Raw genomic sequence first — 19,627 nt, forward strand, 5'->3', positions numbered from 1 at the left:
CCCCCTACGGGGCCGCACCCGCCGTCACCACCACGACGACCCCGCCCCCCCTACGCGCCGTACAAGTCCTCGATCTCCGCCGCGTACGCCTCCGTCACCGCATGCCGCTTGATCTTCAGGGACGGGGTCAGCAAGCCGTTGTCCTCCGTGAACTCGCCGCCCACTATGGCGAACTTGCGGATCGACTCCGCCTTCGAGACCGCCGCGTTCGCGTAGTCCACCGCCCTCTGGACCTCCGCGATCATCTTCGGGTCCCGCGCCAGCTCCGCCGGTGGCGTGTCCTTGGGGCGCTTGCGTACCGTGAGCCAGTGGGCGACCGCCTCGGGGTCGAGGGTCACGAGCGCGCCCACGTACGAGCGGTTGTCCCCCACGACGATGCACTGGCCCACCGGCGAACGGCTGCGCAGCCTGTCCTCCAGGATCGCGGGCGAGACGTTCTTGCCGCCCGAGGTGACGAGGATGTCCTTCTTGCGGCCGGTGATCGTGAGGTAGCCCTCGGCGTCCAGCGCCCCCAGGTCCCCCGTGGCGAACCACTCGTCGGCCAGTACGGCGTCCGTCGCGGCCGGGTTGTTCCAGTACGAGCCGAAGACGATGCCGCCCTTGATCAGCACCTCGCCGTCGTCCGCGATGCGCACCGACGTTCCGGGCACGGGCGGCCCGACCGTCCCGGGGCGGGGCTTGAGCGGTGGGGTGATGGTGGCGGCGGCCGTGGTCTCGGTCAGGCCGTACCCCTCGTAGATGATGATCCCGGCGGCGTAGAAGAAGAGGTTGAGGTCGCGGTCCAGGGGGGAGCCGCCGCTGATCGCGTAACGCAGGCGGCCGCCGACCTCCTTGCGGATGCGGCGGTAGACGAGCAGCTCGTAGAGCGCCCAGCCCGCGCGGAGGGCGAGTGACGGGCCCGGGCCGCTCCCGTCCAGGAACCTGTTCAGGTGCGCCTCGCCGAAGCGCACCGCGATCCGTTCGGCCCGGTCGAACGAGGCGGCGCGGCCGATCTTCTCCGCGGTCGCCCGGCCCGTCTCGTGGATCTTCTCGAAGAGGTACGGGACTCCGACGAGGAACGTCGGCCTGAACGCCCGCAACTCCGGGCGCAGTTCGTCCGGCTTGATGCTCGGGCAGTGGCCGAGTTCGATGCGCGCCATCATGCAGGCGATCTGGATGCTGCGGCCCAGGATGTGGGCCAGCGGCAGGAAGAGGAGCGTGGAGGCGACCTGGCCCGTGATCTCCTTGAAGACGGGGTGCAGCAGGTCGACGGTGTTCGCCGCCTCCGCGTGCAGGTTGCCGTGCGTCAGGACGCAGCCCTTGGGGCGGCCCGTGGTGCCCGACGTGTAGCAGAGGGTCGCGATGGAGTCCGGGGTGAGCGCGGACCTGCGTTTCGTGACCTCCTCGTCCGACACGTCGGCGCCGAGTGCCGCGAGTTCGGACATCGCGCCGCCGTCGATGTGACGGATGCGTGGCCGCTCCTCCAGCCCGGCCACGGCCGGTTCCGTCGTCGCCGCGTTCTCCGCCGTCTCGACGATGACGAAGCGCGCACCCGAGTCCCGGACGATCCACTCGATCTGTTCCGCCGACGACGTCGCGTAGATGGGGACGGTCTGGCCGCCCGCCGCCCAGATCGCGAAGTCCAGGACGGCCCACTCGTAGCGCGTACGGGACATCAGGGCGACGCGGCCGCCGGGTTCCAGGCCGTCCGCGATCAGGCCCTTGGCCGTCTCCGTCACCTCGCGTGCGAACGCGGCGGCGGTGACGGGGTGCCACTCACCGGCCTTCTTGCGGCGCATGACCACGGCGTCAGGGGCCTCGACCGCGTTGGTGAAGGGGATGTCCGCGGTGCTGCCCGCGGTGGGGCGGGGTACGAGGGGGGCGGTGCGCGCCTCACGTACCGTGCCGTATTCGTCCTTGATGAGTTCGACCTCGGCTCGTTTCGCCAGGTCACTGTGGCGCTGTGCCCTCTTCAGATCCTTGCGTACGCCCATGACGGCTCCCCGGCTTCCGGTTCCCAGCTGATGTGCAGGCGATCGGCGCGCGTACTTACTCGTGGGTCAACTTACTGGCACGTAAGAAAAATTCAAGGGGAGCGGGCAGTAATCCACCCTCAGTCCGTCGTCGGCTGCCAGGCCTCCCCCTCCAGCACCCGGCCCATCCCGACCCACACCATGTTCATCAGCCGGAGCGTCACCCCCTCCGGGGACTGGTCGGGGTGCCGGGCCATCCAGTCCGTCAGCGAGTCCGCCGCACCCACCAGCGCGTGCGCCACGAAGTCCGCGTCCTCGGCGGTGAGTTGTGCCGCCGGGCCCGCCTCCGCGATGCCTGCCCGGACCAGCCCCGCCACCTCCGCCATCACCGCGACACGGGCCTCGGCGACGGCCGCCGCGATCGCCACGCTCAGCTCCGACGCCTGGCGGTGCAGCACCACCCAGCTGTCGCGGTGCTCGGCGACGAACGCGAAGAACGCGCGCAGCCCCGCGTACAGGCGGAGTTCGGGTGTCGCGCCGCTCGCCGTCGCCGCGCCCTGGAAGGCACCGACCAGGCGGTCCGCCTCGCGCCGCAGGCAGGTGAGGAAGAGGCCCTCTTTGGAGTCCAGGTACAGATACACCATCGGCTTGGAAATGCCCGCCAGTTCGGCGATCTCGTCCACCGACGCGCCGTGATAGCCACGCTTGGCGAAGACCTGGACCGCCACATCGACGATCTGCCGCTCCCGCTCACGGCGCGGCACCCGGCGCCTGCGCGGGGCCCGCGCCTCCCTCGGCTCCGGTGCGTCTTCGGATGTGCCGCTCACCCTTGTCAGCCTCCCTGGCGACGATTACCTTACCGTTTAGTAAGTTTACTTCAGGGTAAGGAGTTTGACGTGGCCGACGACATCAGCGAGATCGCCGAGCTCGACTTCGCCGGCGTCACGCCCGAGGAGTTCGCGCGGATCGTGAAGGGGCTCTCCAACAAGCAGTTCGCCGAGCTCGCCGAGGACGGCACGCTACGCGGACGCATCCTCCAGGAAGTCTTCGGGCGGATGGAACGACAGTTCAAGCCCGAGGCCGCAGCATCGGTGACCGCCCTCATCCGCTGGAAGATCACCGGCAGCGGCGGCAACGAGGACGTGGTGTACGAGACGGACATCGCCGACGGTACGTGTGTCGTACGCGCGGGACAGTCGGAGTCGAAGCCGCGGGTCACGCTGATCCTCGCCGACGCCGAGTTCCTCAAGCTGGTGTCCGGAAACGTGGGTCCCGTCGCGCTGTTCATGATGCGCAAGGTGCGGGTTGTGGGTGATGTGGCGCTGGCGGCGGGGCTCACGCGGTACTTCGACATTCCCAAGGTCTGACGTCCCATTGCCGAGGCCTGCCCCCTCCGCTCTCTCAAGCCGTCGCCAACCTGCGCCGATGTAGTGATCATGACGACGTCCGCGTACACCTCCGTCCGTGACCCCGAAGCCGCCGCCGGGCCCTCCCCCGGAGCGGGAGCAGGAGCGCGCACGCCCGGCCGATGGCGGGCCCCCTGCCGGCTCGGAGCCTGCCTGCTGCCCGCGCTCGTCATCGGCCTCGCCGGCTTCCAGAGGCGGTGGATGTCCGACGACGGGCACATCTACGTCCGTACGGTCCGGCAGGTCCTCGCCGGCAACGGGCCCGTGTTCAACGCGGGCGAGCGCGCCGAGTCGTCCACCGGCACCTTGTGGCAGTGGCTGCTGGTGGCGGGCGGGGCGATGGGGGGTGATGTCGCGACCGTGGCGATGTACGGGGGGCTGCTGTGCACCGTCGCCGGGTTCGTGCTCGCGGGGGTCGGGGCGGTGCGGCTGCGAGGACGGACCGGCCGGGGCGGGCTCCTCGTACCCTGTGGCGCCCTCGTCCTGCTCGCCCTCCCGCCCGTCTGGGACTTCGCCACCTCCGGCCTGGAGACCGGGCTGGCCACCTGCTGGATCGCGGGCGCCTGGCTCGCGCTCGTCGCGCGCCCCCGTTCACTCGTGACCTGCGCCGTGCTGGGGCTCGGACCTCTCGTACGGCCCGACCTGGCGATCGTCTCGGTGGTCTTCCTGGCCGCGCAGTGGGTGACGGTACGGCCCTCGTGGCGCGGGGCGCTCGCCGGAGCGGGCGTCGCCGGTGCGCTTCCCGTCGCGTACGAGATCTTCCGCATGGGCTACTACGGGCATCTGGTGCCGCTGCCCGGCGTCACCAAGGAGGCTTCGCGGAGCCTGTGGGGGCGAGGCTTCGACTACCTCTGGGACTTCACGGAGCCGTACGCGCTGTGGGTGCCGGTGGTCACGATCGGTGCGGTGGTGCTGTACGCGCGGAGGTCAGGCGTACGACAGATGCGCGACGCCGGCATCGTGCGGGACTCCGCCCCGATCGCCGCTCCCCTCCTCGCCGGCGCCCTCTGCTGGCTCTACGTCATCAAGGTCGGCGGCGACTTCATGCACGGCCGGATGTTCCTGCCGGGGCTGCTTCTGATGTTGCTGCCCGTCTTCCTGGTGCCCCTCACGCGCGCGTGGGGCGTCGCCGCGGTCGTGGTCGGCGTGTGGGCCGTGGCGTGTGCGGGCGTGCTGCGGGTGCCGTACGAGGGCCGGATCGGCGGCGTGGGCGGGATCGCGGACGAGCGAGGCGTGTACGTACGTCAGAACGCCTCCCCCCACCCCCTCCACCACGACTTCGCGGGCCAGCCGGGCAACAGGGCGTACGCCGCTCTCGTACGGGAGCGGGCGCGAGCCGGCGCCCCTGCCCTGCTCCTCGCCCGGACGCCCGTCGCGGGCGGTGCGCCGGGGGTGACGGGGGTGTACAACACGCTCGGCTTCAGCGGAGCCGTCGTTCCGCTCTCCGGCGCGGCCCTCGACCCCATCGGGCTCGCCTACCCCTTGGCCGCCCACTCCGAAGGCATCGTCAACGGCCGCGTGGGACACGACAAACGGCTGCCCGACGAGTGGATCGTCGCCGAGCGCGGCGCCGCCGAGGTGCCCGAAGGCCTCGACCCCGCCCGGGTCGACGCCGCCCGCCGTGCCCTGCGCTGCGGGCCACTCGCGGAACTGCGGGCCGCCACCCGCGCGCCGCTGACCGTCGGCCGCTTCTGGCGGAATGTGATCGGGTCCGTGGAGCGCACGTCCTTCCGTTTCCCGAACGATCCGGTGCGGGCGGAACGGCAGTTGTGCGGGCGCTAGGGACTGTGTGACTCCCCGCTCAGGCGCGCCGCCGCGTCGATCGACGACGTCAGCTCACGCACCTGCTTCGTGCGGGTCGGCAGCGCGTGGGCCCGCGCGGAGAGTTCCGTGAGGGAGGGCGTGGCGGGCACGGGTCCGGGGAGGTCACGGTCCGTGTGGCTGCCGGGCGGGGCGGCCGCGCGCAGGCCGTCCGCGAAGTACGCCGCCACCGCGGTGACCTGGAGGCCCGCGTCCGCCTCCCGTAGCGATCCGTCGAGGTCGGCCGTCTCGATACGGCCCGACTCCTCGTGCGGCGCGCGGCTGTCCGGGTCGAGCCAGCGCACGCTCGCCGTGGCCAGGTGACCGCCCGCGCCCGGCTTGGTCCGCACCGCGTACAGCGCCGTCACCGTGTGGCCGGGGCCGATCTCCCCGCCGTCCACGGAGTCGTCGCGGAAGTCGTCGTCGGCGACCTCCCGGTTGTCGTACCCGATGAGCCGGAACTGTTCGACCGTCTCCGGGTCGAAGGACACCTGCGCCTTCGCGTCGCGGGCCCGCAGCTCGACGTGGGCGGGGAGCTGCTCGCAGAACACCTCGCGCGCGTCCTCCTCGTTCGACACGTACGTCGTGTGGCCGTCGCCCTTGTCGGCGAGCCGCTCCATCAGGGCGTCGCCGTAGTCGCTGCCGACACCGACGCCGAAGAGGGTGATGCCGTGCTCGCGGCGGGCGTCGGAGATACGGTCCAGGATGCCGTCCGCGCTGGTCTCCCCCGTGTTGGCGAGGGCGTCGGAGAGCAGGACGACACGGTTGGTGGCGCCGTCCCTCTTGCCGCGCACCGCCGTGTCGTAGCCGGTGGTGATGCCCGCTTCGAGGTTGGTGGACTGGGTGGGCTCCAGGCCCGCGACGGCCCGGTGCACCCGCGTACGCCCCTCCCCGCCGTCCTCGCTGTCCCCGAGGCGCGTCATCGGCAGCACCGTCTTGGCCGTGTCGCTGAAGGTGACGAGGGCGATCGAGTCGTCGGGGCGCAGCCGGTCGGTCATGAGGTCGAGGGAGTGCTTCACGAGGTCGAGGCGGCCCGGTTCCGCCATGGATCCTGACACGTCGATGACGAAGGTGAGGGCGGCGGGCGGACGTTCGGTGTCCGCAGCTTCGCCGCGGGTGGCGAGGCCGACCCGGACCAGTGACCAGCCGTCGTCGTCCGTGCGGGCGCCGTCCACGCTCACGGAGAAGCCGTCGCCGTCGGGCCGCGGGTAGTCCTGCCGGAAGCTGTTGACGAACTCCTCGGGCCGGACCGTCGACGGATCGGGCAGGCGCCCTTCGGCGAGGGTGCGGCGCGCGAAGCCGTACGAGGCGGTGTCGACGTCGAGGGCGAACGTGGAGAGGTAGTCGGGCGCGAACTCCCGCCGTCCGTCGTCGCCTTGCTCGCCGGGCGCCTGGCTCGCGCCACCGTTCGGCAGTGCGGGCGCGGGAGCGGGCATCGGCGCGCTGTCACGCTTCTCGCCGCCGTCACTGGTCGCCCGGTGGACATCGCTCCCGCCACCGCCCGAACACCCGGTCAGCGCGAGACCCCCCGCCACAGCCACGGCGAGCACCCCTTGCCGCACCCTCCCGCCCCGCCCGGCCGGCCCGGCCCGCCTTGGCCCCGCGACCCGCCCGCTCCACCGAGTCCCCATCCGGTCCCCCTCGCGTCGTCCGCTCACATGACTGTGACGCCGGAGGGCCTTCGAACGATCGCTCGGAACCGTTGCGGAAGAGTCTCGATGCGGCCACGGCCCCTACGACACCACGTCCTTCCGCGCGAACCCCCGGAACGCCATCGCGAACAGCACCAGCGCGTACGACACCGAGACCGCCGAGCCCTGGATCATGCCGCCCCACTCCGCCTCCGGCTGGATCGCGTCGGCCCAGGCGAACTGCCAGTGGGCGGGGAGGAAGTCGCGCCAGTCGCCGAGTGCCGTCACCGCGTCCAGGACGTTGCCGACGATGGTCAGGCCGACCGCGCCGCCGACCGCGCCGAGCGGGGCGTCCGTCTTCGTGGAGAGCCAGAACGCCAGGCCCGCGGTGACGAGTTGGGAGACGAAGATGTACGCGACGACGACGAGGAGGCGTCGGGTCGCCGTGCCCGCGGGGAGCGTGCCGCCGGTCGGGATCTCCAGCGGGCCCCAGCCGTACGCCACCGCGCCGACCGCCAGCGCGACGAGTGGCAGCAGCACCATGGCGGCGGCGCTCATGCCGAGTGCGACGGCCATCTTGGACCAGAGCAGCCGGGCCCGCGGCACGGGCGCGGCGAGCAGGTAGCGCAGCGAGGACCAGCTCGCCTCCGAGGCCACGGTGTCGCCGCAGAACAGCGCGACGGGGATGACGAGCAGGAAGCCCGCTGACACGAACAGGCATGTCGCGGCGAAGTTCGCCGCCGAGGACGTGGCCGTGTCCATCAGGGTCACGTTGCCGTTGCGGGAGCCCGGCGAGCCGCCCGCGACGGCGAACGCGATGGCGAGCACGATCGGCAGGAGCGCCATGATGCCGCCCATGACGAGCGTGCGGCGGCGCTTCAGCTGGCGGACCGCCTCGACCCGCAGGGGCAGGGTCCGCCGCGCGCGGTAGCCGGGCGCGGTCGGGTGCTCCAACGTGGGCGCGCCGCTCGGGGTGCCGGAAGCACGGGGGGCGGTCATGCGGTGGTGCCTCCGATCAGGGTGAGGAACGCGTCCTCGAGGCGGCGGTGCGGGCCCATGGACTCCACCGGCACGTCGAGGCGCACCAGTTCGGGCAGCAGGCGTACGGCGCTCGCGTGTTCCGTGCCGTCGAGCCGCACCAGCAGGCCGTCGTCCGCGCGGACCGCCGACGCGACGCCGGGCAGCGCGGCGACCTTCTCCACGAGTGGGTCGGGGATGTCCTCCGCGAGTCCCACGAGGAGCGTGTCTCCGGAGCCGACGATCTCGGCGACCGGGCCCGCCTGGACGAGGCGGCCGCGGTCCATGACGACCAGGTGCGTGCAGGACTGCTCGACCTCGGCGAGGAGGTGGCTGGAGACGATGACCGTACGACCGCCGCGCGCGTACCGGATCATGACCTCGCGCATCTCGCGGATCTGGGGCGGGTCCAGGCCGTTGGTCGGTTCGTCGAGGATCAGCAGGTCCGGGAGGCCGAGCATGGCCTGGGCGATGGCGAGGCGCTGCCGCATGCCCTGGGAGTACGTCCGCACGGCGCGGGCGATGGGGTCTCCCCTGTTCGAGCGGAGCCGAGAACTCGGGGAAGCGTCGCCGAGGCCCGCGATCTCCAGGGCCTCGTCCAGGTGGGCGTCCTCCGCGGGGCGGCCCGTCGCCTTCCAGTACAGCTCCAGGTTCTCCTGGCCGGAGAGGTGCGGAAGGAAGCCCGCGCCCTCGACGAACGCGCCGACGCGGGAGAGAACGGGCGCGCCGGGCCTGATGGCCTGCCCGAAGACGCGGATCTCGCCCGCGTCGGGGCGGATGAGGCCCATGAGCATGCGCAGCGTCGTCGTCTTGCCCGCGCCGTTCGGCCCCAGGAGGCCGAGGACCTGGCCCTTCTCGACGGTGAAGGAGACGTCACGGACGGCGTACCGGTCGCTGGACTTGGCGTAGCGCTTGCTCAAGTCGGTGATGTGGAGCGGGACTTCGGCCAGGGCCGGGTCGGGGGCGGGTGCGGTGGTGCGCCTGCGTGCGGTGATGAGCAGGCCGAGGGCGAGGACGGCGCCGGCGGCGGGCAGCCACCACACCCAGCCGGGCAAGGGCGCGGCCGCGGTGTCCACGCCGGGCGCGGTCGGCACCTTCAGGTCGCCCTTCAGGGAGACGGTGTACTTGGCGGACTTGTACGGCGACGCGTAGCCGAAGTCGGTCGAGGAGAGGGCGAGGCGCAGGCGGTGGCCCTTCTGCACCTTGTGGTCGACGGCGGGCAGCCGCAGTTCGACGTCCTTGCCCTGCCGCGCGTCGGCCACGCGGACGGGTGAGACGAGCTGGGAGGGCAGGACCTGCTGCTTGCCGTCGGGGCTGACGTCGTACACCTTCGCGAACAGCACCGCGTCCTCGCTGGACGATTTCACGTGGGCGCGGACCGTGGGCGAGCCGGTGATCCGGAAGTCGTCGCGGACCCGCGCCGAGTCGAACTTGGCGAACTGTCCCGGGAAGTCCACGGAGATGCCGACGCCGAGCGAGGCGAACTGGGAGAGGCGGCTGCCGCCGACGCCGGGGAGCCCGGAGATGGCGGGCGGGCTTGCGCCCGCCGGGTTGTCGAAGGTCTGCTCGCGGCCGCGCAGCGGCACCGCGCGCGTGCCGCTCTCCAGGCCCGGGTACGCGTCGGCGCTCGCGCCGCGTTTGCGGGCGGCGCCGTCGGTGGAGTCGACTCCTCCGGTGCGGGTGACGCGGAACGCGGGTCCCGTGTCGGTGCTCTTCCGGTCCTTCAGGTAGCGGTCGAACCAGTCGTTGACGCGGCCCTCGACGCGGTCCTGCTCGCGGTCGCCGCCGTCGTGGCCGCCCGCGATCCAGTCGACGGAGACGGGCGCGCCGTTCGCGCGGACCGCCTTCGCGATGGCGTCGCCCTGGCCGAGCGGGAAGAGGGAGTCGGTCTGCCCCTGGGCGAGGAACGTCGGCACCTTGATGCGGTCGCCGACGGCCGCCGGGCTGCGGTCGGCGAGCATCTTCCGCGCCTCCGCGTCGGGCTTGCCCGCCTCGGCGACCCGCTCGTACATGGCGCACAGCTGCTTCTCGAACTTCTCGCAGCCGCCACCGGTGTTGATGAAGAGACCGGCCCACAGCTTCTTGAAGACGCCGTCGGGGAACAGGGCGTCGGCGAGGTTCCAGTACGTGATCTGGGGGGCGACCGCGTCCACCCGCCGGTCGTACCCGGCGGTGAGCAGGGACACCGCTCCCGCGTACGAGGCGCCGGTCATGCCCACGCGCGGGTCGCCGTCCTTGTCGAGCCGCACTTCGGGGCGGGTCGCCAGCCAGTCGATGAGCTTGCGGGCGTCGGCCACCTCACCCTTGGGGTCGTTGAGCCCGATCTTGCCGGTGGACTTCCCGAAGCCGCGCGCGGACCAGGTCAGGACCGCGTACCCGTCCTGGGCGAGCTCTTCGGCCTGCTTGCGCACGTCCGCCTTGCTGCCGCCGAAGCCGTGCCCGATGAGGATCGCGGGGCGCTTGGTGTCCGGGTCGCCCGCCGTGAAGTACGAGGTGTCGATCCGCGCGCCATCGGTGTCCATCATGCGGTCGGTGCGCCGCACGGCAGGAGCGTCGTCCTCCGAGGCGACCGCCGACCACGTGCCCACACCGGCGAGCACCGCGACGGCGGCCGCGGCGGCGATCAGCCTGCGCGGACCGCGCGGCACGGACATCCTTGGCCTGGGCAGTCGTAGATCCATACCGTCAAAGGTACGGGCGCCCACCGACAACCGGGGCAGCCGCCGGTCTGAACCCGCACGCCTCCCCCGGGAGTAGACTCCGCGCCCGCGTACAACGACCGTGGTAGGCAGGGAGATCCGCCTCGGTCAACTGGGATCCGGACGCGACGCCCGGCCACGGATGAGGAACGCGACCCGGATGACGGGGAGCATGCAGACGGTCTGCGTCACCGTGTACCAGGGCGGGCAGACGCCCGGAATCAGGTCGACGGCGATGATGGCGATCGGCATGACGACGGCGAGGGTGCGCACGCGCTCGAAGGCCCGGCGGGATCCGCGGGAGGCGGCGACGGTCATCCGGTGCATCAGCACGGCGACGACGGGCAGCAGGACCGCGCGGACCCACATGAACGTGTTGACCTGGTGTCCGGCGCCCGCCACCGCGACGACCGCCAGGAGCGCGACGGCGCTGAGCGCAACGTAGCCCTTGATGCAGACCTTGATGCTGTTCTCGACCCTGGTGAAGGCTTCTCGGGTTTCCATGCCGTCGACGTTATGAAGGGTCCGTCGGGACGGGTATGCGGCTGGGCGTACACAGGGGTGGGTCCAGCCCCACTCCCCTGTCGGCCGGGGCTGCGGCAGGCTTTGTTGCGTGCGGGGTGACCGTACGGAGTGCGGCGCGAGCGGCGGAGGAAGAGGCATGCGGCAGCTGGGTTCTTGGATGGGGCGCGTCGGCACGGGGTTCGTGCGGGCGTGCGTCGTGGCGGTTGTCGGCATGCTGATCCCCGCCGTGTGGGCCGCGGCCGTGACGCTCGGAATCCTGTGGGGTCCCGGCAACCCGTGGTCGTGGCTCGCGCCTCTCGTGCTGGTGTGTGTGGGCACGCTCGGGCCGGCGAGGCCCGTGTGCCGGACAGTGCGCGGTCTGGTCGCCCGGTGGACGGGCACCATGATCCCCGACGGGTACCGACGGGCCGGTCCTGTGACGCGAATGTCCACCGGGTACTGGTGGAACGGCTTCGGCTACGAGCGCACCAGCCGCGACGCCCTCATCGACCAGAAGTGGCGGGTGCGGTGGGGCGATCCCGCCAACTGGCGCGACCTGCGGTTCACGGCGGTCGTGCCGTTCACCGCGGGCCTGGTCGCCTGCCTGCCTCCGGTGGGGGCGGCCGCCGCGGTCGTCGGGCTCCTGCAGCCGGGGGCCGTCGCGCGCCTGGTGGGGGTGCTCGGCGCGGTGGTGGCCGTCGCCTGTGCGCCGTACGCCTGGCGGCCCCTGGTGCCGGTGGCGGTACGTTTCCTGCGCCCGTCACCCGCGATGGCGCTGGCCGAGCGGGTGGACGAGCTGACCGCACAGCGCGCGGACGCGACGGTCGCGCAGGCCTCCGAGATCCGCCGCATCGAGCGCGACCTGCACGACGGGGCGCAGGCCCGCCTGGTGGGTCTCGGCCTCTCCCTGGCGACCGCGGAGAAGCTGCTGGCGTCCGACCCCGAGCAGGCCAGGACGCTGATGCGGGAGGCGCGGGTCGGCGCGGCCGCCTCGCTGGCCGAACTCCGCGAGCTGGTCCAGGGGATCAGCCCGCCGGTGCTCACCGAGCGAGGGCTCGTGGCCGCCGTCCGCGCGCTCGCCCTGGACGTTCCGCTCGATGTGCGGGTCGGCGCCGACGACGGTCTTCGCCTGGATCCGCCGGTGGAGGCGGCCCTCTACTTCGGCGTCTCCGAGCTGCTCACCAACGCGGTCCGGCACGCCCACGCGTCCCGGGCGCACGTCTCGCTCCGTCACGACGGCGTCGGCACCGTCGTCGAGGTGGAGGACGACGGCCGGGGCGGGGCGGACGCGCGGGAGGGCGGCGGGCTCGCGGGCCTGCGCCGCAGGCTGGCGGTCTTCGACGGCACCGTGGAGATCACCAGCCCGGTGGGCGGCCCGACGGGTGTGAGGATGGCGGTGCCATGCGCATCGTTGTAGCCGAGGACCTCTACCTCCTGCGCGACGGGATGGTCCGCCTGATCGAGGCCTGCGGGCACGAGGTGGTGGCGACCGCCGCCACCGGACCCGAGACCCTCGCCGCGCTGCGGAAGTGGCGTCCCGACGTGTCCGTCATCGATGTCCGCATGCCGCCGACCCAGTCCGACGAGGGGCTGCGTGCGGCCCTCGCCGCCCGCCGCGAGATGCCCGGACTGCCGGTCCTCGTACTCTCCCAGCACGTCGAGCAGTTGTACGCCCGGGAGCTCCTCGCCGACGGTTCGGGAGCCGTCGGCTACCTCCTCAAGGAGAGTGTGTTCGACGCCGACCAGTTCATCGGTGCCCTGGAGCGCGTCGCGGGCGGCGGGACCGCCATGGATCCGGCCGTCATCGCGAAGCTGCTGTCCGCCGGGTCTTCGGGGCGCGGGCTGGAGCGGCTCACCGAGCGGGAGCGGTCCGTGCTGGGTCTCATGGCCGAGGGGCTGTCCAACCAGGCGATCGGGCGGCGTCTGTTCCTCAGTGACAGTGCGATCAGCAAGTACACGACGTCCATGTTCGGCAAGCTCGGCATCAGCGATGACGACGACAGCAACCGCCGGGTCCTGGCCGTACTCGCCTACTTGAACGCCCCCTCCGCCTGAGGGTGCGGAACCCTCAGGAGTCCTCCGGCACGCTCACCAGCCACCGCGTCTCGCGCCGCGGCCGCAGGTACAGCGCCCAGTACAGCGTCGCCACGACCACGATGCCGCCGGTCCAGCCGAGGTAGGGCAGTTCCTGCCGGCTGAGGATGTAGGCGAGCACCGCGATCAGCACCACGGGCACCGCGGGCCACAGCGGCATCCGCCAGGCCGCGCCGGTCCCGTGGGAGCCGCGGCGGGCGAGCAGGGCCGCGACCGCCACCAGCAGGTACATGCCGGTCACGGAGACGCCGGTGACGCCGTACAGGGTGTCCAGGTTGACGAAGCAGAGGAGCGCGCCGGGGACGCCGACGAGGAGCGTCGCCACCCAGGGGGCGCCGGACGCGCCGAGCTTGGAGAGGGCCTTGTTGACCGGGCCGGGCCAGGCCTTGTCGCGGGCGGATGCGAACAGGACGCGGGAGTTCTGGATGACCATGACGATGCCCGCGTTGATGATCGCGAGAGCCACGCAGAGGCTGACGAACGTCCCGACCGCGGAGTTCGACCAGGACGTCACCATGGCGCTGATGTCGCCCTCCGTGAGGGCGGTCAGGCTCTCGGCGCCCATGGTGATCGCGACGACCGGCACCAGGATGATCACGGAGGAGATGGCGAGGGTGGCGAGGACGGTGCGCGCGACGTTACGGCGCGGGTTCTCCATCTCCTCGGAGAGGTACACCGCCGTGGAGAAGCCCTGCGTGACGAAGAGGGCGATGGCGAGGCCGGAGACGATCAGCATCGCGGTGACCGTGTCGCCGCCGCCGGGCCCCGAGCCGGAGCCGGACGCCACCGTGAGGTCCGTCAGGCTGCCCGGGCCCCGCTCGGCGTGCGCGAAGCCGAGGACGGCCACGACGCCCGCCGCGACGACCTCGAGGACCAGGAAGATGCCGGTGATCCACGCGTTGGCCCGCAGGTCGAGCAGGCCCGCGAGGGTGGCGCAGATCATCACCCCGGCGCCCGCGTAGGACGGGTCGAGGTGCACGACCGGCGCCAGATAGTCGGCCGTGCCCATGGCGATCACGGGCGGCACGATCATCACGACCAGGAGGGAAAGGACGAAGACCAGCCAGCCGGCCAGGCGGCCCGCCATCGTCGAGACCATCGCGTACTCGCCGCCCGCGCTGGGGATGAGCGTGCCGAGTTCCGAGTAGCAGAACGCGACGCCCACGCAGAGCAGCGAGCCGATCGCGATGGTGAGCGCGGTGGCGGTGCCGAGGGAGGAGAAGAGGTCGGGGACGACGACGAAGAGCGTGGAGGCGGGCGTCACGCACGACAGCGTGAGGAGGGTGCCGCCGACGACGCCGATGGAGCGCTTGAGCTTCTGGGGATCGCCCGGGACGGCCACCGGTGCTGGGGGTTCCCCGGTGGCGTCGGACTGGAGCGGGCGAAGCGTATCGGTCATGGAGCGCGGTTCCGATCGACTCGTGCGGCAGGAGTACGGCGGGAGCGCTATCGCCTCCGAGCGCTGTTGAGCTGGTGTTTCGGGGGCTCCCGGCGCGTCATCGAACCCCGGCGGCAACCGGAACGTCAACGGTCATTCACCTACGGAATCCGCAGCGGCACTGATCCTCAAGTCGCCTCGCTTTCCCAAGAGTTTGCTCCCTTGGGTCGCAATGAACATGCCGTCGGCGAGTATGACCTTCGTATTGCAGGCGTATGAACGCGCTGGGTTTAGCTGCCCGGATTGCGCCCTGCGCACGGGAACCGCAAGGACCGCGTCAAAAAAGAATCAGGGCCGTCCGGAATCCGGACGACCCTGCTCCACGCTCGGTGACGGGGCGGCTCCCGTCGGTGCGTCGGCCCCCGGTCAGTGCGTCCCGTCAGTGCGTCGGGTGCAGCCGGTACGAGGGGTCGAGGTCGCGGACCTCCACCGAGCACGTCGTGCCCTCCACCCCGGACAGGTGCTTTCCCAGCAACGCGAGCACGTCGTCGGAGAGCGCCGCCTTCACGCCCTGCGTGCGCCCCTCCAGCAGCCCCACGGTGACGTGCACGAAGGCCGCGCCCGGCCTGCCGTCCACGAAGGCCGCCGAGGGGCGGCAGAACGTCTTGCCGACGCCGACCGAGTCCACCCGCTCCACGACCAGGGGATGCAGCTCCGCCACCAGGGCGGGCAGATCCAGGGTGCCGGACAGGGTGTCGGCGTAGTCGATGTCGATGTGCGGCATGGCTCACGGCCTTTCATGTAGTGCACACACATCGTAGAACGGTGAACCAACGGCGAAGCCCCCGGCCGGAGGGGGGAGGCCGGGGGCTTCGGGAGCCGCGGGGGCGGCTCAATGAGATGGGTCAATGAGATGGCTCAATGAGGTGGCTCAGTGGTTGCGCGGGAACCCGAGGTCAACGCCGGACGGCGCGTCCGACGGGTCGGGCCAGCGCGTGGTCACGACCTTGCCGCGGGTGTAGAAGTGCGTGCCGTCGTTGCCGTAGATGTGGTGGTCGCCGAAGAGCGAGTCCTTCCAGCCCCCGAAGGAGTGGTAGCCCACCGGCACCGGGATCGGCACGTTCACGCCGACCATGCCCGCCTCGATCTCCAGCTGGAAGCGGCGGGCCGCGCCGCCGTCCCGGGTGAAGATCGCGGTGCCGTTGCCGAACGGCGAGGCGTTCATGAGGGCCACGCCCTCCTCGTACGTGTCGACGCGCAGCACGCACAGGACCGGGCCGAAGATCTCGTCCTGGTACGCCTTCGCGGTGGTCGGCACGCGGTCGAGCAGCGAGAGGCCGATCCAGTGGCCGTCCTCATGGCCCTCGACCGTGTAGCCCGTGCCGTCGAGGACGACCTCGCAGCCCTCGGCCGCCGCGCCCGTCACGTACGAGGCGACCTTGTCGCGGTGGGCGGCCGTGATGAGCGGGCCCATCTCCGAGGTCGGGTCGTTGCCGGGGCCGATCTTGATCTTCTCGGCGCGCTCCTTGATCTTGCCGACCAGCTCGTCGGCGACCGAACCGACGGCGACGACCGCCGAGATGGCCATGCAGCGCTCGCCCGCCGAGCCGTAGGCCGCGGAGACTGCGGCGTCGGCGGCCGCGTCGAGGTCGGCGTCCGGCAGGACCAGCATGTGGTTCTTGGCGCCGCCGAGAGCCTGCACGCGCTTGCCGTTGGCGGAGGCGGTGGTGTGGATGTAGCGGGCGATGGGGGTGGAGCCGACGAAGGAGACGGCCGCGACGTCCGGGTGCTCAAGAAGGCGGTCCACGGCCACCTTGTCACCGTGCACGACGTTGAAGACGCCGTCCGGCAGGCCCGCCTCGCTCAGCAGCTCCGCGATCTTCATCGACGCGGACGGGTCCTTCTCGCTCGGCTTGAGCACGAACGTGTTGCCGCAGGCGATGGCCAGCGGGAACATCCACATCGGCACCATGGCGGGGAAGTTGAACGGCGTGATGCCGGCGACGACGCCCAGCGGCTGGCGGATGGACGACACGTCCACGCGCGACGCCACCTCCGTCGACAGCTCGCCCTTCAGCTGCACCGTGATGCCGCACGCCAGATCGACGATCTCCAGGCCGCGGGCGACCTCGCCGAGCGCGTCCGAGTGCACCTTGCCGTGCTCGGCGACGATCGCCTCGGCGATCGCGTCGCGGTTGGCGTCGAGCAGCGCGCGGAACTTGAAGAGGATCGCGGTGCGCTTGGCGAGCGACGACTTGCCCCAGGTCGCGAAGGCCTCGCGGGCGGCGGCTACGGCCGCGTCCACCTCGTCGACGGATGCGAAGGCGACCCGCGTCGTGGCGGCGCCGGTCGCCGGGTCGGTGACCGAACCGTACGTACCGGACGCGCCCGCAGCCTGTTCGACGGACTTTCCACCGATCCAGTGGTTCACGGTCTTCGTCATGACAAGCATCCCTCTTCTCACAGGTGGCGGCGTCGGGCAGTGACGTGCCGGTCGTACTCTTCCCTGGCCTTGACCGCGGACACCCGGGTCGCCGTCTCGGCCACGGGCACATCCCACCACGCCTGTGCCGGGGGCGGGCCCGACACTGTGTCTGCCGTTTCCGTCTCCACATAGACACATGTGGGACGGTCTGCGTCGCGCGCCTCGCGCAGCGCCGCGCGCAGGTCGCGGACGCTTTCGGCGCGCAGCACCCGCATGCCGAGCGAGGCCGCGTTCGCGGCGAGATCGACGGGCAGCGGGCCCTCGGTGTACGACCCGTCGGCCGCCCGGAAGCGGTACGCGGTGCCGAATCGCTCGCCGCCCACGGACTCGGAGAGGCCGCCGATGGAGGCGTAGCCGTGGTTCTGGAGGATGACGACCTTGATGGGCAGGTTCTCCTGGACGGCGGTGACGAGCTCCGTCGGGTTCATCAGGTACGTGCCGTCGCCGACCAGCGCCCACACGGGCCGCTCGGGTGCGGCGAGGGCGACGCCGATGGCCGCCGGGATCTCGTATCCCATGCAGGAGTAGCCGTACTCGACGTGGTACTGCCGCGGCGACCGTGCCCGCCACAGTTTGTGCAGGTCGCCGGGGAGCGAACCGGCGGCGTTGATCACGACGTCCTCGTCCGTCACCACCTCGTCGAGGAGGCCCACGACCTGCGCCTGGGTGGGGCGCACGTCCGCCTCATCCGCCCGGAACGCCGCCTCGACGCGCCGCTCCCACCGCTCCTTCCCGTCCCCGTATTCGGCGACGTACGCGGGCTCGACCGCGTGACCCCGCAGCGCCTCCGTGAGCGCTTCGAGCCCCGCACGCGCGTCGGCGATCAGCGTGGCGCCCGCCATCTTGTGGCCGTCGAAGGGCGCGATGTTCAGGTTCAGGAAGCGCACGTCCGCCGCTTCGAAGAGCGTGCCGGACGCGGTGGTGAAGTCGCTGTAGCGGGTGCCGACGCCGATCACGAGGTCGGCGGTGCGGGCCAGTTCGTCGGCGGTCGCCGTGCCGGTGTGCCCGATGCCTCCGACGTCCGCCGGGTGGTCGTGGCGCAGCGAGCCCTTGCCCGCCTGGGTGGAGGCGACGGGGATGCGGGTCGCGTCCACGAACTCCCGCAGCGCGTCCTCGGCGGCGCTGTGGTGGACGCCGCCGCCCGCGACGATCAGGGGGCGCCGGGCCGCGCGCACGGCGGCCCCGGCGGCGGCCAGTTCGCGCGGGTCGGGGGCGGGCCTGCGTACGGTCCACGTCCGTTCGGCGAAGAACTCCTCCGGCCAGTCGTACGCCTCCGCCTGCACGTCCTGCGGCAGGGCGAGCGTGACGGCGCCGGTCTCCGCGGGGTCGGTGAGGACGCGCATCGCGGCGAGCGCGGCGGGGATCAGCGCCTCGGGGCGGGTCACGCGGTCGAAGTACTTCGAGACGGGGCGCAGGCAGTCGTTGACCGACACGTCACCGGCGTACGGGTCTTCGAGCTGCTGGAGGACGGGGTCGGCGGGCCTGGCGGCGAAGATGTCGCCGGGGAGCAGGAGGACGGGCAGCCGGTTGACGGTGGCGAGCGCGGCGCCGGTGACGAGGTTGGTGGCGCCGGGGCCGATGGAGGTGGTCACGGCGTGGGTGGAGAGGCGGCCGCACTGCCGGGCGTACCCGACGGCGGCGTGCACCATGGCCTGTTCGTTGCGCCCCTGGTGGAAGGGCATCTCATCGGCGTACTCCACGAGGGCCTGTCCGACCCCGGCCACGTTGCCGTGTCCGAAGATGCCCCAGGTCGCGCCGATGAGCCGCTGCCGCGTGCCGTCCCGCTCGGTGTACTGCCGCGCGAGGAAACGGACCAGGGCCTGGGCCGTGGTGAGCCGGGTCATCGGTATCCCTCCGTGTGGTCGGGGTGGAAGCAGATCCGCCACTCCCGCTCCTGGCCGGGTCCTGCCATCACGTTCAGGTAGTACATCGCGTGGCCGGGCTGCGCGACGGACGGGCCGTGCCAGCCGTCGGGCACCAGCACGGCGTCCCCCGTACGGACCTCGGCGAGGACGTCGGTGCCGCCCTCCCTCGACGGGAAGACCCGCTGGTAGCCGAAGCCCTCGCGGTCGCCGTGCGCCTCGATCTCGAAGTAGTAGATCTCCTCCAGCTCCGCCTCGATGCCCGGGCGGTGCTCGTCGTGCTTGTGCGGCGGGTACGAGGACCAGTTGCCGCCGGGAGTGATCACCTCGACGGCGATGAGCCGGTCGCACTCGAAGGCGTCCGCGGACGCGAAGTTGCGCACCTCGCGTGCGCAGCCGCCGCTGCCGCGGTTCTCGACTGGTACCTCCGGCGCGGAGCCGTAGCGGGCGGGGAGTCGACGCTCGCACTTCGCTCCTGCCAGGGCGAAGCGGCCTCCCGCGCCGGAGGCGATCTGGATCCGGGCGTCGCGCGGCACGTAAGCGAAGTCGGAGACTCCGCTGAACACGCTGTCGCGGCCCAGCAGTTCGATGATCCCGTCTGCTGTCTGCACCGTACAGCCGCCGGTCAGCGGGAGCACGATCCATTCACTCTCTCCGGTGGTGAAGGAGTGGGTACCGCCCGGTTCGAGCTCGACGACGCGCAGTTGCGCGTAGCTCCAACCGGCCCGTTTCGGATCGATGGCGAGGGCGTACGGACCGTCGGCCGCACTCCCTTTCGGTACGTACGTCATGTGGGGCC

Annotated in this window: 15 protein-coding genes; 4 read left to right on the top strand and 11 right to left on the bottom strand. The window is 71.8% G+C overall.

Annotation, left to right across the window (positions count from 1 at the left end; all coding sequences use genetic code 11):
* Positions 1 to 50: 50 nt before the first annotated feature.
* The gene (locus NOO62_RS14385; RefSeq protein ID WP_268771291.1) at positions 51 to 1,973 is read right to left on the bottom strand and encodes an AMP-dependent synthetase/ligase; all 1,923 of its coding nucleotides are present in this window, start codon (positions 1,971 to 1,973) and stop codon (positions 51 to 53) included.
* A 119-nt stretch (positions 1,974 to 2,092) separates the two neighbouring features.
* Positions 2,093 to 2,779, bottom strand: coding sequence for a TetR/AcrR family transcriptional regulator (locus NOO62_RS14390; protein ID WP_268771292.1), 687 nt, complete (start codon positions 2,777 to 2,779; stop codon positions 2,093 to 2,095).
* A 69-nt stretch (positions 2,780 to 2,848) separates the two neighbouring features.
* Here NOO62_RS14390 and NOO62_RS14395 point away from each other — a divergent pair, with 69 nt between their 5' ends.
* A complete protein-coding gene (locus NOO62_RS14395; protein WP_268771293.1) occupies positions 2,849 to 3,319 on the top strand; it encodes an SCP2 sterol-binding domain-containing protein in 471 nt (156 codons plus the stop codon).
* Positions 3,320 to 3,388: 69 nt separating this feature from the next.
* Positions 3,389 to 5,140: a hypothetical protein gene (locus tag NOO62_RS14400; protein WP_268771294.1), complete on the top strand. Its 1,752-nt coding sequence runs from the start codon at positions 3,389 to 3,391 to the stop codon at positions 5,138 to 5,140.
* On the opposite strand, the gene NOO62_RS14405 is transcribed toward NOO62_RS14400, so the two are convergent.
* From NOO62_RS14405 to NOO62_RS14420, 4 genes are all read right to left on the bottom strand, one after another.
* Positions 5,137 to 6,789: a YfbK domain-containing protein gene (locus NOO62_RS14405; RefSeq protein ID WP_414930821.1), complete on the bottom strand. Its 1,653-nt coding sequence runs from the start codon at positions 6,787 to 6,789 to the stop codon at positions 5,137 to 5,139. The genes NOO62_RS14400 and NOO62_RS14405 overlap by 4 nt on opposite strands.
* A 102-nt stretch (positions 6,790 to 6,891) precedes the next feature.
* The gene (locus NOO62_RS14410; RefSeq protein WP_268771296.1) at positions 6,892 to 7,788 is read right to left on the bottom strand and encodes an ABC transporter permease; all 897 of its coding nucleotides are present in this window, start codon (positions 7,786 to 7,788) and stop codon (positions 6,892 to 6,894) included.
* Positions 7,785 to 10,487: an alpha/beta fold hydrolase gene (locus NOO62_RS14415; RefSeq protein WP_268771297.1), complete on the bottom strand. Its 2,703-nt coding sequence runs from the start codon at positions 10,485 to 10,487 to the stop codon at positions 7,785 to 7,787. The genes NOO62_RS14410 and NOO62_RS14415 overlap by 4 nt, the downstream gene beginning before the upstream one ends.
* Before the next feature lie 126 nt (positions 10,488 to 10,613).
* Positions 10,614 to 11,009 carry a hypothetical protein gene (locus tag NOO62_RS14420; RefSeq protein WP_268771298.1) on the bottom strand — a complete coding sequence of 132 codons (396 nt, stop codon included), beginning with the start codon at positions 11,007 to 11,009 and terminating at the stop codon, positions 10,614 to 10,616.
* Between the two features lie 157 nt (positions 11,010 to 11,166).
* Between NOO62_RS14420 and NOO62_RS14425 the strand changes: the two genes are divergently transcribed.
* Together NOO62_RS14425 and NOO62_RS14430 are read left to right on the top strand one after the other, a co-directional pair.
* Positions 11,167 to 12,426 carry a sensor histidine kinase gene (locus NOO62_RS14425; protein WP_268771299.1) on the top strand — a complete coding sequence of 420 codons (1,260 nt, stop codon included), beginning with the start codon at positions 11,167 to 11,169 and terminating at the stop codon, positions 12,424 to 12,426.
* Positions 12,411 to 13,064, top strand: coding sequence for a response regulator transcription factor (locus NOO62_RS14430; protein ID WP_268771300.1), 654 nt, complete (start codon positions 12,411 to 12,413; stop codon positions 13,062 to 13,064). Before NOO62_RS14425 ends, NOO62_RS14430 begins: the two co-directional genes overlap by 16 nt.
* A gap of 13 nt (positions 13,065 to 13,077) precedes the next feature.
* Here NOO62_RS14430 and NOO62_RS14435 read toward each other — a convergent pair whose 3' ends face one another.
* The 5 genes from NOO62_RS14435 to iolB all read right to left on the bottom strand — a co-directional run bounded on the left by NOO62_RS14435 (position 13,078) and on the right by iolB (position 19,619).
* A complete protein-coding gene (locus NOO62_RS14435; protein ID WP_268771301.1) occupies positions 13,078 to 14,502 on the bottom strand; it encodes an APC family permease in 1,425 nt (474 codons plus the stop codon).
* Between the two features lie 418 nt (positions 14,503 to 14,920).
* Positions 14,921 to 15,265: a 5-carboxymethyl-2-hydroxymuconate Delta-isomerase gene (locus NOO62_RS14440; RefSeq protein WP_268771302.1), complete on the bottom strand. Its 345-nt coding sequence runs from the start codon at positions 15,263 to 15,265 to the stop codon at positions 14,921 to 14,923.
* 147 nt (positions 15,266 to 15,412) lie between these two features.
* Complete coding sequence (mmsA, locus tag NOO62_RS14445; RefSeq protein WP_268771303.1) at positions 15,413 to 16,924, bottom strand: CoA-acylating methylmalonate-semialdehyde dehydrogenase; 1,512 nt, start codon at positions 16,922 to 16,924, stop codon at positions 15,413 to 15,415.
* A gap of 17 nt (positions 16,925 to 16,941) precedes the next feature.
* On the bottom strand, positions 16,942 to 18,810 hold the full coding sequence (gene iolD / locus NOO62_RS14450; RefSeq protein ID WP_268771304.1) for a 3D-(3,5/4)-trihydroxycyclohexane-1,2-dione acylhydrolase (decyclizing): 1,869 nt from the start codon (positions 18,808 to 18,810) through the stop codon (positions 16,942 to 16,944).
* Positions 18,807 to 19,619, bottom strand: coding sequence for a 5-deoxy-glucuronate isomerase (gene iolB / locus NOO62_RS14455; protein WP_268771305.1), 813 nt, complete (start codon positions 19,617 to 19,619; stop codon positions 18,807 to 18,809). Before iolB ends, iolD begins: the two co-directional genes overlap by 4 nt.
* Positions 19,620 to 19,627 lie beyond the last annotated feature (8 nt).

It is taken from the genome of Streptomyces sp. Je 1-369 (assembly GCF_026810505.1).
GTDB lineage: Bacteria > Actinomycetota > Actinomycetes > Streptomycetales > Streptomycetaceae > Streptomyces.

Bases quoted from the DNA above. Each gene is read 5' to 3' on its own strand.
- NOO62_RS14385 (WP_268771291.1), bottom strand. From the start codon at position 1,973: ATGGGCGTACGCAAGGATCTGAAGAGGGCACAGCGCCACAGTGACCTG.
- NOO62_RS14400 (WP_268771294.1), top strand. From the start codon at position 3,389: ATGACGACGTCCGCGTACACCTCCGTCCGTGACCCCGAAGCCGCCGCC.
- NOO62_RS14405 (WP_414930821.1), bottom strand. From the start codon at position 6,789: ATGGGGACTCGGTGGAGCGGGCGGGTCGCGGGGCCAAGGCGGGCCGGG.
- NOO62_RS14410 (WP_268771296.1), bottom strand. From the start codon at position 7,788: ATGACCGCCCCCCGTGCTTCCGGCACCCCGAGCGGCGCGCCCACGTTG.
- NOO62_RS14415 (WP_268771297.1), bottom strand. From the start codon at position 10,487: ATGGATCTACGACTGCCCAGGCCAAGGATGTCCGTGCCGCGCGGTCCG.
- NOO62_RS14420 (WP_268771298.1), bottom strand. From the start codon at position 11,009: ATGGAAACCCGAGAAGCCTTCACCAGGGTCGAGAACAGCATCAAGGTC.
- NOO62_RS14425 (WP_268771299.1), top strand. From the start codon at position 11,167: ATGCGGCAGCTGGGTTCTTGGATGGGGCGCGTCGGCACGGGGTTCGTG.
- NOO62_RS14430 (WP_268771300.1), top strand. From the start codon at position 12,411: ATGCGCATCGTTGTAGCCGAGGACCTCTACCTCCTGCGCGACGGGATG.
- NOO62_RS14435 (WP_268771301.1), bottom strand. From the start codon at position 14,502: ATGACCGATACGCTTCGCCCGCTCCAGTCCGACGCCACCGGGGAACCC.
- NOO62_RS14440 (WP_268771302.1), bottom strand. From the start codon at position 15,265: ATGCCGCACATCGACATCGACTACGCCGACACCCTGTCCGGCACCCTG.
- mmsA (WP_268771303.1), bottom strand. From the start codon at position 16,924: ATGACGAAGACCGTGAACCACTGGATCGGTGGAAAGTCCGTCGAACAG.
- iolD (WP_268771304.1), bottom strand. From the start codon at position 18,810: ATGACCCGGCTCACCACGGCCCAGGCCCTGGTCCGTTTCCTCGCGCGG.
- iolB (WP_268771305.1), bottom strand. From the start codon at position 19,619: ATGACGTACGTACCGAAAGGGAGTGCGGCCGACGGTCCGTACGCCCTC.